General features: G+C 58.8%; 11 protein-coding genes and 1 pseudogene. 2 read left to right on the forward strand and 10 right to left on the reverse strand.

Going from position 1 to position 12,645, the window contains the following annotated elements:
- Entirely contained in the window at positions 1 to 2,166 is a 2,166-nt protein-coding gene (locus AAHK20_RS31655; RefSeq protein WP_449185458.1) for a peptidase domain-containing ABC transporter, read from the reverse strand.
- A 5-nt stretch (positions 2,167 to 2,171) separates the two neighbouring features.
- Positions 2,172 to 3,431, reverse strand: a complete 1,260-nt coding sequence (locus AAHK20_RS31660) for an HlyD family secretion protein (protein WP_449185459.1) — start codon at positions 3,429 to 3,431, stop codon at positions 2,172 to 2,174.
- A gap of 428 nt (positions 3,432 to 3,859) precedes the next feature.
- Here AAHK20_RS31660 and AAHK20_RS31665 point away from each other — a divergent pair.
- Positions 3,860 to 4,015, forward strand: a pseudogene (locus AAHK20_RS31665) (SDR family oxidoreductase); the annotation flags it as partial.
- Here AAHK20_RS31665 and AAHK20_RS31670 read toward each other — a convergent pair.
- Positions 4,011 to 5,789: a sensor histidine kinase gene (locus AAHK20_RS31670; protein ID WP_449185460.1), complete on the reverse strand. Its 1,779-nt coding sequence runs from the start codon at positions 5,787 to 5,789 to the stop codon at positions 4,011 to 4,013. The pseudogene AAHK20_RS31665 and the gene AAHK20_RS31670 sit on opposite strands and share 5 nt — an antisense overlap.
- An 81-nt stretch (positions 5,790 to 5,870) precedes the next feature.
- Between AAHK20_RS31670 and AAHK20_RS31675 the strand changes: the two genes are divergently transcribed.
- Complete coding sequence (locus tag AAHK20_RS31675) at positions 5,871 to 6,035, forward strand: dimethylsulfonioproprionate lyase family protein (protein ID WP_449185461.1); 165 nt, start codon at positions 5,871 to 5,873, stop codon at positions 6,033 to 6,035.
- A 26-nt stretch (positions 6,036 to 6,061) separates the two neighbouring features.
- On the opposite strand, the gene AAHK20_RS31680 is transcribed toward AAHK20_RS31675, so the two are convergent.
- The 7 genes from AAHK20_RS31680 to AAHK20_RS31710 form a co-directional block, all read right to left on the reverse strand.
- Positions 6,062 to 8,053: an acyl CoA:acetate/3-ketoacid CoA transferase gene (locus AAHK20_RS31680; RefSeq protein ID WP_449185462.1), complete on the reverse strand. Its 1,992-nt coding sequence runs from the start codon at positions 8,051 to 8,053 to the stop codon at positions 6,062 to 6,064.
- 42 nt (positions 8,054 to 8,095) lie between these two features.
- Entirely contained in the window at positions 8,096 to 8,449 is a 354-nt protein-coding gene (locus tag AAHK20_RS31685) for a BON domain-containing protein (RefSeq protein ID WP_449185463.1), read from the reverse strand.
- Positions 8,450 to 8,535: 86 nt separating this feature from the next.
- Positions 8,536 to 9,471, reverse strand: coding sequence for an ABC transporter substrate-binding protein (locus tag AAHK20_RS31690; protein ID WP_449185464.1), 936 nt, complete (start codon positions 9,469 to 9,471; stop codon positions 8,536 to 8,538).
- Positions 9,468 to 10,445: a quinone oxidoreductase family protein gene (locus AAHK20_RS31695; protein WP_449185465.1), complete on the reverse strand. Its 978-nt coding sequence runs from the start codon at positions 10,443 to 10,445 to the stop codon at positions 9,468 to 9,470. Before AAHK20_RS31695 ends, AAHK20_RS31690 begins: the two co-directional genes overlap by 4 nt.
- A gap of 8 nt (positions 10,446 to 10,453) precedes the next feature.
- The gene (locus AAHK20_RS31700) at positions 10,454 to 10,993 is read right to left on the reverse strand and encodes a gamma carbonic anhydrase family protein (protein WP_449185466.1); all 540 of its coding nucleotides are present in this window, start codon (positions 10,991 to 10,993) and stop codon (positions 10,454 to 10,456) included.
- Positions 10,990 to 11,871, reverse strand: a complete 882-nt coding sequence (locus tag AAHK20_RS31705; protein WP_449185467.1) for a beta-keto acid cleavage family enzyme — start codon at positions 11,869 to 11,871, stop codon at positions 10,990 to 10,992. Before AAHK20_RS31705 ends, AAHK20_RS31700 begins: the two co-directional genes overlap by 4 nt.
- Positions 11,872 to 11,894: 23 nt before the next feature.
- Entirely contained in the window at positions 11,895 to 12,644 is a 750-nt protein-coding gene (locus AAHK20_RS31710; protein WP_449185468.1) for an SDR family NAD(P)-dependent oxidoreductase, read from the reverse strand.
- Between the last annotated feature and the right edge of the window lies 1 nt (position 12,645).

Genomic DNA, 12,645 nt, shown 5'->3' on the forward strand with positions numbered 1-12,645 from the left:
TCAGCTCCCCATCGCGGCTTGCATTCCGCCGGCCACTGCTGCCTGAATCCGGGATGAACGGACATCCATCGCAACCTTGCCGCCTGCGAGCACCACGACGCGATCGGCCGAGGCGATCGTCTCCGGACGATGTGCGACGAGTACCCGCGTGATATTCAATTCGCGGATCGCGAGATTCACCTCCCGCTCGCGCTCGATATCCAGATGGCTCGTCGCCTCGTCGAGAAACAAAAGGCGCGGCCGCTTGTAGAGTGCGCGAGCCAGCAACACGCGCTGCTTCTGACCGCCCGACAGCACCGTGCCCATATCTCCGACGAGCGACTGATACCCCATCGGCATTGCCTCGATTTCGTCGTGAACCGCTGCCCGCCGGGCGCATTCGATGATCCATGCATCGTCTGCCTGCGGATCGAAGAAGCTGATGTTCTCCGCAATGGAGCCGGCAAACAACACGTCGTCCTGCATCACCGTACCTGCCATGCCGCGCAAGACATCGCTGCCGAGCTTGGACGTATCGATGCCCCCCACCTCAATGCGTCCGCTGGTGGGCGAAAGCACGCCGAGCAGCAGGTTGATCAGCGTGGTCTTGCCCGTGCCGGACGGTCCCACGATAGCAACGGATTCGCCCGCATCGATCTTGAAGGACACGCCATCCAGCACCACGCGCTCGCCCTCGGCGTAGCGGTACATCACGTCCACGACCTCAATGGACGCGTCGGAGCGCTCGCGCAGCGCGAGATCGATCGATCCCATCTGCGGCTCCGGTTCCGTCAGCACGATGTCTGCCAGCCGCTCCCCGTGGAGCTGCAGCATTTTGACCTCGAACCACTTGTCGATGAGGCTTGCAATGCGGCTGTCGAACTGCCCCCGGTAGGAGTTGAACGCCATCAACACGCCAACGGTAAATTGACCGTCCATCACCATCGTGGCGCCCAGCCAGATCACGATGAGGTTTTCGAGGCCGAACAGCAACCCGTTGAGTTGCTGATAGAGGAGTTGCAGCTTTTGGGTGCGCAAGCCAGCGTTGATCTGATCGACGAATAGCGACAACCAGGCGGCCCGCCGCTCGCTCTGCCGCATGAAAAGCTTGATCGTCTTCATGCCGCGAACGGTTTCGAGGATGTGCGTTTGCTGTTTCGTCGAATGAACGATCTGCTCCGCGGTCGCCGATCGCAAAGGGTTGTACCACGCCCATCGGCCGAGGCCATACAGCGTCATGGTGCAAAGCGCGACGCAGCCGAGTACGCGGCTGAAAACCAGCATCATGACCAGCGTGACGATTGCCATGAGGCCATCGAGAATCGCCGTCAGGAACGAACTGGTCAGCGTCTGCTGGATCGTGTCCACACTGCCGAACCGGGAGACGATATCGCCAAGATGGCGCTTTTCGAAATACTGGGCGGGGAGCCGCAAAAGATGCGTGAATACATTGGCGCGCCACTGGACGTTCAACGTCGTGCCCATGTACATCACTACCCAGGCGCGAGCCGCGCTGATCGCCTGCTGCAACAGAAACATCGACCCGAAGCCGATTGCCAGCGTCGTCAACAGGTCCCGATCGCCGCTTACGATCACATCGTCGATCACCCATTGCAGAAAGAACGGGCTGACGAGCGCAAACACTTCGAGCGCGAGCGCGAGCACGATGATCTGCATGAAGGATCTGCGCACGCCGGTGACGCGCCCGACCAAATCCCTGATTCGTACGGCAGGCTTTGGGGCGTTGCGAACGAATCCGCCGTCGGGCCACAACTCCAGCGCCACACCGGTAAACGAAGCGGACAGCTCGGCCGCAGACACACGACGCACGCCTTGCGCCGGGTCGTGAATGGCGACGCCGCCACCCCTGACCTCTGTCAATACGACGAAATGGTTCAAGTTCCAGTGCAAGACACATGGCAGCTTCAACTGACCGATCTGATCGAGATCCAGCTTGAGCGGCCGGCTCGACAGATCGAGTTGGCCTGCGATCCGGATCAACTGCATCAAGTTCGTGCCCTTCTGCGACACGGAAAACCGCCCGCGAAGCGAACGCAGATCGGCGTGGCTGCCATGGAAGCCGGCGATCATGGCGAGACATGCCAGGCCACACTCCGCATTTTCCGTTTGCAGAATCAGCGGTGGGACGCGCTTGGCATGAAAAGCGAGACGTTCGAGTATCGACATGCGCTTTACCGTCCAAGCTTTCCAGTAAGGCTGTAAAGCGGTGCCAGTGCCCATTCGTACAAACGCCGCCTCTCCTGGAAGATATCGGCTTCAAGTGCCATGCCCGACTGCAGCGGTTGCTCGGCTCCATAAGCGTGCACGGTTTGCCGCTCGAGCCGGACGGTAATGAGGTAGTACGAACCGCCCGAGCTTGAAATCGGAGAGCCGCTCGGAAGAAGATCGGAAGACGGCAATGCCGTGCGCGCCACCGTAGCGACACGCCCCCGGTATTCTCCAAACTTCTGATAGGGATACGCCTGATAACGCAACAGCACGTCATCGCCAATGCCGATGAAGCCGATCGCGCCGCTCGGGGCATAGAGCTGAGCATTGAGGTTGGCCGTGGCCGGTACGATGTTGAGCAGCGGCCGCGAGCCGTCGACGGACTGCCCGGCTTCGGCAAGTTGCCCCGTTGCGATGCCAGCCTCGGGCGCAACCACCCGAACCTCGCGTTTCGCTTCGCTTTGCGCAAACTCCTCGCGAGTACTCGAAAGCGTTCGCTCGAGTTGCGACATCTCGTTGGTCTGCTTCGGCGTCAGTTCGCTCAGCTCGCCGCGGCTCTGCGCCAAGGCTTGGGCAGCGCTCGCGCGGTCGCGCTCGAGGCCTTGCAGTTTCATCTGCTGATCAATCAGCGTTGCCTGTTGCTGCTGCGCTTGGTCCCGGGAAATATAGTCCTGGCTGGCGAGGCTTTCATAGCGCCGCACGGCGTCCTGCGCCAGTTCGGTCCGTGCCTTCTGGCTTGCGATTTCGGCTTCGATTTCGACCAGCTCGGTCTGCAAACTCGTGACCTTGTTGACTAGTGCCCTTCGATCTCCCCTTTGCAAGGCTTCGGTTTTCTCCTTCTCATTTTCGAGTGCATTAATTCGCCGCTGCACCTGCACGCTGATTTCAGCCTGAGCAGCCAGACCCGAGGCATCCTGATGATCACTCGACAGCACGTAGATCAACGCGCCCTTCTTTACAAACTCACCCTCTGCAACATGCTTTTCAAGCACGATTCCAGATTGCGGAGCATAGACCTTGATGATGCCCGACTCGGGCAAGAGCTGGCCGCTCACCGTACTACGCCTTGTGTAATGGCCGAAATACAGAAATGCCATGACAGAGCATGCTGAAATACCGGCTATGGCCGCAAAGACACCAAACGACACGGGCCTGACCAGAACGATCTCGCCTAGCCATTTTGTTGCTATTGCATCGAGCGCTTCGGTACGAAACAGCTTCATCGGACTTTTCCATACGAACTTACAGCGCGTCGGCTCGTCATGCCCTTTGCGGACAATGCCGATGCCTTAACGGGCAACGTTATAAATTTATATTTCAGCCTTGATCTACGCGCTCTATTTGACTATTTCAGATAGTCGTATGCTTAGTGGAGACGGCATCGGCAACATAAAAGGGGACCCCCGCATCCTTGATCCGCCGATATGACTGCAACCGTAGTAAAAAAATATCACCGTCCCTTACAGCCAATGTCAACATTGGTCACAAATTGACCAGATCCCGGCGATTGGTACGGTAACAGCGTTGAATTCGCTCAAAAGGGGGACGCTGATGAAGAAGCGATTCAGCGGAGAGCAAACATTGACGTTTTGAAGAAAGCAGAGGCCCATTGGGGCAAGTTGGGTAACGCAGCAGGCGCAGTCGAAGAACTATGGCGGGCCACAGCCTCAAAGGTAAAACCGTCTTGATCGCCGGCGGCGCCAAAAATCTTGGTGGTCTCGTTGCAGGCGATCTCGCCAAGCAAGGAGCCACAGCCGTGGCGATCCACTATAACGGCGCCGGTTGGAAGGCCGACACCGTTGCTAGCCCGCCGGCAACGCAATTTCCATCGTGGTGCCGCGACCGGGTGCGCTTTCAACCCGAATGCTTCCTCCGAGGCGTGAGACGACGGTCTTGACAAATACCAGCCCGAGCCCCGCACCGTACTCTTCCGGCTGGCCGGCAACACGGAATCTTTCAAACCGCTGAAAAAGACGGGATTGCGCCTCCGGTGCAATCCCGTAGCCATAGTCGCGCACCGCACACTTGACCCGGGTGCCGGTGCGACTGACAGCACAGTCGACGCGGCTGCCATCCGGACTATATTTGATCGCGTTATCGAGCAGGTTGATCAGCGCACGCATCAGCAGCGAGCGATCAGCAAGCGCAAAACACTGGTCCTCCGTCACGACGTGTGACACCACGATGCGCTTGCGCTTTGCACGCGGCGCGATTTCATCGATCGCGTCGAGCAAAACATTGCCGATATGAACTCGATCAAGCGCATATCGCTGTGTTTCGGCTCGCGCGAGTTGCACGAAATCATCCGCGAGATCGGAGGCGCGACGCGTGTAGCTTTCAACCCGGCCATAGAATTCCTGCTCCGGCATCCGTTTCGGCGTGTCGCGCTGCAAGTCGATCAGAGCAAGAATCGACGAATGCGGCGACCTGATATCGTGTGCGAGCGTGGACAACGCGCCATAGCGTTCGTTCTCAGCCGCGCGAATTTGCTCGCGATAGCGGCGCAGCACCATCGCCATCAAGATCAATGCAATGACGATGGTCAGCCCGCACACCATCAGATTGGCGAATAGCGCATGCCGCACGCCGGCCATCGGACCGCTTTCGCTCTTGTCGACGAGCAGATACCAGCGCAATTCCGGGATGTACCGCAAGTTGACGAAGTGGCTGCTGCCCTCCGCGCGATATTCGAAATTCTCGGACACGGTGCTACGTCCGCTCGCGAGCAGATGGCGAATTTCCGCCTCGTTGCCGAGCCTGTCGCCTGCGCGCTCGCCCAATGGCCCGCCTTGGGATCCGGTGAGCACGATACGCCCATCAGCACCGACAAAATAGACGTTGCGGTCAAAGCGCTTTTTGTACGTGTCGATCATCTCTCGTATCGACTTCACGTTTATGCCGACACCGGTCACGCCAATCAACGTGCCGGTGTAGTCGAGTACCCGGCTGTTAATGAAGACCGTAAGCTGGCCGCGGTTCGCTTCGTCGGTGTCCACTTCCAGCGTGTATGGCTCCGGGCGCGAGCGCAAATCGAAATACCAGTGATCGTGCGCATTCGCCGCGCTCACCGTCTTCAACAGGCCGGCCGTCTGGTAATAGCGGTGCGTATGGTCGGAAATGAAGAAGGCCGTAGCTGCGCCGTATTGCCGACTGATCTCGTGCAGATATTGCATCATCTGCCGAACGTCGACTTCTCCACTCAGAACCCAATCTCGCAGAAAAGTGTCGTGCGCCATCATCGTCGAGATTACGATCGGCTGAATCAGATCGCGCTGGATCTCGGAGTAGGCATTGTCGGATGTCAGCGGCAGTTCGGTGTCGATGATGCTTTGGCGTATTGCGTTACGCGAAGCAAAATAGCTCGCCAACGACGTGGTCAAGAAACCGATGATCAGCAACAGCGTGAGAACGGCCAACACTGAATCATGCGGAGACCGAGAGACGCGAAGCCAGGTGTGTCGTGCGGTAGGCTTGTTCATAACTTGTACTCGCAACCAGTCGCCTCGGTGATCTAGTTCCGCGTCCTGGCCAAAAAACGATCCCGAGCAGAAACCCGAAAGCGCACAGATGGTAGCAAACATACCTTTCGTTACTTTTGCGAATCGTTAGACTCAAGCGTTATGTTCCATCCAGTGCCAGTGAGGGTCAGAAAATTGCGCCATATGAGGTCGAAATTATGTCGAGAAGCACGTCAAAGGCATGATTCGTGGCCCTGGGGCGCGGAAAGCCGATGTGAGGTCCAACTGGGGTTTTCCTTGCCAGCACCCTGTACCAGGTATCCGGATCATCACAAGCCCCCGGCCGAGTCCTCTCCTGGCACCAAATGAAAAAGGCCAGCGTAAGCTGGCCTTTTTCATTCCCGGCCCAAACGATCGCCCTTTTTCAGCGTCTCAAGATGCTTTCTGGCGTCCGTCGCGCTCTCGAAGATATGTGGCGCCACACCACGATCGAGCAGCGCATTGCCGAGCTTGGCCCTCAGGAATGCGCTCGTCGTGTAGCGCGTGACGCTCGAATAGTGGCGCGAAGCGACGTCGCGCACCATGTCGGTGTACGCATCGAGTACGTGGGGCGGCACCGTGAAGTTGTCGTAGTCAACCAGCGCCGGCACCTTGTCGGGCAACCCGGCAAGCTGCGCCAGAAGCGCGCTCCGGATGGCCTCGACATCGTCGGCGCTGCGCACCGTCAGGCCTTCGAAGTTCGCGAAGAAAATGCCTTGCGCGGCGTCGAACAGGAAACGCTGGGACAGCGGTACCCGTAGCAAGGTCTCGCGTAGTCCCATCGGCGTGGCCGAGAAGATTGCCGGATCCATCAGCTTGATTTGTGCCGCCACAGCCGGCCGGAAGGCCATCTTCGACAGCACGTCGCGCTCCAGATCCATGCCCGGCGCGATCTCCATCAACTCGAGCCCGCCCCCGGTCAGGCGGAATACGCAGCGCTCGGTGACGTACAACGCCTCCTGGCCACGCCGCACAGCCGCCGAGCCGCTGTAGGTAACCTGCTCGACCTGCTCCACGAACTTGCACACGACCCCTTCGCGCCTGATCACCAACTGCTCGTTCCGGACCTCTACCTCGAGCCCGGACGCGTTGAACGTGCCGACGAAAACGACCTTCTTCGCACTCTGGCTGATATTGATGAAGCCCCCTGCGCCTGCCACACGCGAGCCGAATCTGCTGACGTTCAGGTTCCCTTCGCGGTCGGCCTGGGCCAGGCCAAGGAACGCCACATCAAGCCCCCCGCCGTCGTAGAAGTCGAACTGGTAAGGCTGATCGATGACGGCCTGCGTGTTGACCGCTGCGCCGAAATCCAATCCGCTGGCCGGAATGCCGCCGATCACGCCCGGCTCCGCGGTCAAGGTCAACAGATCTCCGATCTTTTCTTCAGCAGCGACGACCGCTATGCCTTCGGGCATGCCAATGCCCAGGTTGACGACGCTGTTCGGCATCAATTCCATGGCTGCGCGACGCGCAATGATCTTGCGCTCGTCCAGAGGCAGCGGTTGCACGGCGACCGCCGGGAGCCGGATCTCTCCGGTGAAGGCGGGGTTGTACGATGTGCTGAACGTCTGCCAATGGTTCTCCGGACGAGCGACCACTATGCAGTCGACCAGGACGCCCGGCACCTTCACCTGTCTCGGATGCAGCGTGCCGCGTTCCGTGATTCGCTCAACCTGGGCGATCACGACACCCCCGCTATTTCGTGCCGCTGTGGCGATCGACAGCGACTCCAGCGTCAGCGCCTCGCGCTCCATCGTGAGGTTGCCGTCGACGTCGGCCGTGGTGCCGCGAATGATTGCAACATCAATGGGGAAGGCCTTGTAGAACAGGCATTCTTGGCCGCCCAGGCGACAGATCTCCACGAGATCCTCGGTTGTGCGCTCGTTCATCTTGCCGCCGCCCCTGCGCGGATCGACAAATGTGTCCAAGCCGATCCGGCTCAGGTGCCCCGGCCGCCCACCCGCGATGTCACGGAACAGGCACGAGATCACCCCCTGTGGAAGGTTGTAGGCCTCCACGCGATTCTCCATCGCCAGGCGCCCGAGCTGTGGCACAAGCCCCCAGTGCCCGCCGATCACCCTGCGCAGCAGGCCCTCGTGAGCCAGATGGTTTAGCCCCCGATGCTTCCCATCGCCCTGACCGGCCGCGTACACGAGCGTCAGATCGCGCGGCTCGCCCTCCGACAGGAACCGCTCCTCCAGCGCAATCGCGATTTCCTCGGCAAATCCGATGCCGACGAACCCCGATGTGGCAACCGAATTGCCGCTTCGAATGAGACGGACCGCATCGGCGGCAGTGACAACCTTGCCACTCTCGCGGCGGAAGGCAGGCAATGAGGGAGGTGACATGATTGACCCCTTCAAGGTTCGTCGTCGGACTTGGCGCCAGATTCACGGCACCACAAGCGTGATCTTATTCCTGACCGACGTCACGCCAGGCACGGCTTTCGCGATTTGCTCGGCCTGGCTGATCTGCGAAACCGCGGGCACTGTTCCGGACAGCGTCACCGCGCCGCCGCGCGCATGCACGTACACATTCGACACGTCGAAGCCACGCACCTTCCCCATCGCTTTGCGCACATCCAGGGCCAGCTTGCGGTCCGCCTTCTTGACTGCTTTGGCGTTCGGTGCAGCTGACATTGAACCGGGGCTCTCCATCATGCCGCTCGCCTGTGCATAAGCGCCCGATGCGGCCGCTATGGATACCACCAAGCCCAGTACCCTTAAAATATCGATTGCTTTCATGAGTCCATTCACGTTTTCTGTACTACGAACTGTTCATTAGTCAGAGCGTCGCCGTTTTCTCATCCGCTCTACTCTCCCGCGTCGATTCACCAAAGAGCCGACCTGCGTGCTTCGCACAAGTATTGGAGGTCCACGTATTCCTGAAGGCTCGCGATGTTCTTCGCCTTCGAGTGAGCGGAACGGATTGCAGCAACCTGATTCACACCGTCTTCGGGAATTTCCATGTCAAAGAGCAACCCACTCCTACCGTCGACGAGAGACTCGTAAACCACCGTCGCGTCGGGCTCGGAAAGTTCCGGAAATCGATTTTTAAGAATTTCGATCGCGGCTTCTTGATTGTCGTTATTCCATATCCATTTCAATGCCTCGCGGTACGCAAGGATGAAAGCAATGGTTTGCGTTCGATTTTCCTCAACCCAAGAACGTCGCGCGGCACCCACCGTGCCAAGGTAGCTTGGAAATAACTCGCTTACGTTCGCGAGGACATTGAATCCTTGACGTCTCGCGAGGACATCGAACGGCGACCGGACCAGCGTTGCATCATGAGCACCCGCCATCAATTCCCGATATCGATTGCCGGTGCCGCCCGCTGCCACAAAATTGACACCGCCTGCGTCCACATGATGGGCCGTCAGAACACTTCGAAACGCGTAGGCAAAGCCGGTCGTTATGGCGTCGACCGATACATTCTTGCCACGCAGCGTAGCGATCGACGCGATCTCCGGACGCGCGACCAACGAAAGAAATCCTCGATCACCTCCCATGAATGCGATTAAATCGAGCGAAGCACGATTGGCCGTCTCGCCGTGGCCTGACGCGTACGCGATGACATTGTCGACGCTCGTCAGCGCAATCTGCGCGGCCCCCTCAGCCAGACGCTCGACCATGTCGACCGAGCCTTTTGTGTATTCGGTGGTGACGACAAGCCCATGCTTTTCAAATATTCCAAGGTCGTTAGCGACCCATAGGGGAAGATTGAAAGCCCCTTCGAAGTTCAAAAGATGGATTGGGAAAAATTTCATGGCTTCAGCAACACGCGGTCGGCGCTTCCGCGCAGGACGGCCTGATACGCCAGCGTGGCGTTTTCAAGCGAGAAGACAGTGGCTGGGTTGATCGGGAATGGCCGGAGCGTTCCATTCTCGAATGCGGGCGCAAGACGATCGAGTATCGATGCACCATCGGAGCTGTCGAGCGCCAACGTATCGATTCCAACGTAGGTGTGCTGTCCACGATAAAAACTGAAGATATCGAAGGGAATCGCGCGATCGATGGTCGAGATAAAAATCTGAACCGCCCCCCTCGCCATGGCTCGGTTCGCCTGTTCGAAGTACGGACTCCCGACGGTGTTATAGACGATATCCGCGCCGTGTCCGCTCGTCGCTGCTCGCACGACTTCATCGATCTTTTCCGTGGACGCGTCGATCATCGTTACCTCACCGTTGGCGTGACCCATGTACGGTTGTGCCGTTCGTTCCACGCCGAAGACCTTCGCACCCGCCATCGTTGCAAGCTGAATCGTCGCTTGCCCCACTTTGCCGTTTGCGCCGAGCACCAGCACCGTATCGCCCTTCTTGACATTGCCCGCTCGCCGCAACCCCTCGTAAGCCGTCACGAAAGGCACCCCGACGGACCCAGCCTGCTCCATTGAAAGATTCGCGGGCTTGACGCGCACACCGGCGGCCGGAGCAACCAAGTATCGCCCGTGAGAGCCGTTCACACGAATCCCCAATTCCCCACCGCTACCCCATACCGCCTTCCCGACAAGCCCCGCCGGCCCCTTCAAGACAACGCCCGCAAAATCGCGACCGGGCGTGCGCGGCCAAACCGCGTGCGGCATCGCGCCGAGAACCGCCTTGACGTCGCTTGGATTGACACCAGCGCAGGCAACCTCGATCAAGACTTGATCGTCACCGATCTCAGGAGCCGCCTGATCAACAAGATCCAAATGAAGCGAATCAATGTTCTGACTTGCTTCGGTTACGTAGACTTTCTTCATTTAACTTCCTAATAGGTTGCGATGGAAAATTTCCGATTTCGATAATGATTCGCCAACTGAACATAGCGTTCGCTCGATGCACGCATCGCCAAACGCTCTTCCTCCGTAAGCAACCGAAGGAACTTGGCCGGATTGCCTGCCCACAGTTCGTTCTCGCCAACGATTTTTCCCGAGGTCAACAACGATCCCGCCGCCAACATCCCTCCGGTTTTGACTACCGCGGCATCGAGCACGCGTGCGCCAAAACCAACGAATCCGCCACGCTCGATCGTGCACGCGTGCAGGATCGCACCGTGACCGACGGTAACGTCGTCGCCGATGATTACCGGATTTCCACCCGTGGTGCCGTGAATGATCGTTGCGTCCTGAATATTCGTTCGCTTTCCAATGACGATCCTCTGTACGTCACCTCGCAAGACGCAGTTGAACCAAATCGAGGCAAAACCACCAATCGTCACGTCTCCAATCAACGTGGCGCCTGGCGCGATAAATACACTTTGGTCTACTGATGATGACTCTGACGTTGTGGCGCGATCGACTTGCTTCATTTCGATAGCCCCAACTGATTTCTCGCTTCCTGCGCAGTGGCAACTTCCCCACCAAGCGAGAGCACGATGTCTTTGGCCCGCTGGACAAGCTCGGCGTTACTTTCAGCAAGAACGCCCTTGGATGCGTAGATGTTGTCCTCGAGGCCGACTCTTACGTGACCTCCCGCGAGCCAGGATTGCGCAACAATCGGAAACTCATAGCGACCAATGCCAAACGCGGCCCAAGTCGCGCCGGACGGCAAAAGGCTGCGTGCATAAAGCAGCGTCTCTGGCGACGCCGAGAATCCGTACTTGACGCCCATTACGATGGTCCAAAGCCCTGGTCCGTCGAGCACCCCCGATTTGATCAGGTCCACCGCGAGGTGCATATCGCCGGAATCGAAGATTTCGAGCTCCGGCTTGACGCCCGCTTCGCGAATGATCGCGGCCATTCGTGTCACGTTCTTTGGCGTATTCATCACGACGCTATCGCCGGAATTCATGGTGTTCAGATCCAGCGAGCAGATATCCGGCCGCAACTCGAGAATGTGCTCGACTCTCCGCTCCGGCGGCAAGAGCGTACTGCCCTTTGCTGCAATCCTTGGATCTTCGTCGCTTGGGATGAATCGACCGCCCGGTCCTGTCGTTAGGTTAATGATCAGATCGCTATCGTCCTCGCGAATTAATCGAATAACCTCCCGATACAACTCGATATCCATCGAAGGACGACCCGTCTTCGGATCGCGCACGTGAAGATGGACCACAGCGGCGCCCGCCGCTGCCGCCTCTAGAGAAGACCGGGCAATCTGCTCCGGCGTAATCGGAAGACCGGGGTGCTGCTCCGGCTTGGTGATATTTCCGGTGACCGCACAGGTGATGATCGTTTTGCGTGAATGCATTTCCTACCTCGAAACAAGTGCTGCTAACTCAATCGGCGCCCGCCATCGACGACGAGCGTCACGCCGGTGGTGAATCGGAGATGGGTAGCACACGCCTCGATTGCTGCCGCAATGTCCTCGGGCGTCCCAATTCTTCCGAGCGGCGTGCTCACTGCGACCTTGTCGTTGAAATCGGCTCCCCGACCGGGAACGAACGTCGTGTCTACAACACCGGGCGAAACATTGACCACTCGGATTTGCGGCGCCAGCACACGACCGAGGGAGGCGGCCATGATGTCCAAGCCGGCTTTCGCCGCGCAGTAGGCCACATTGCTTCCGCTTCCGGTCGTCGCGGAGATCGAAGAGACGTTGACGACGAGGCCATCGCCATGGGCAGCCAGCAAATGGCGAAACGCACGGATTGCGGCGAACTGCCCTCGCCAATTGACCTTGAAGATTTCATCGATCAGATCGTCGGTCAGTCCTTCGAGATCGTCGTGCTTCACCGCTTTCGTAAAGCCCGCTGCGTTGACCAGAATATCCACTCGCCCGTATCGATCGCTTACCGCGTCGACGAGCGCAACCAGGGTATCGCTGTCAACAAGAGAGGCTGCTCCGGCCATGTGCCCTTCGCCCGGCAAGGTTCCCGCGATGTTCTCCGCGGAGGAGTCGCCAGGTTTCCCGGCCACGACAACCTTGGCGCCAGCGGCGGCAAGCCTGGTGGCAGTCGCTTTCCCAATGCCACCGGTGCCTCCAATGACAACGGCGACCTTTCCATTCAGGGGATTCGTCATG

The sequence above is a fragment of the Trinickia camelliae genome (assembly GCF_053525655.1).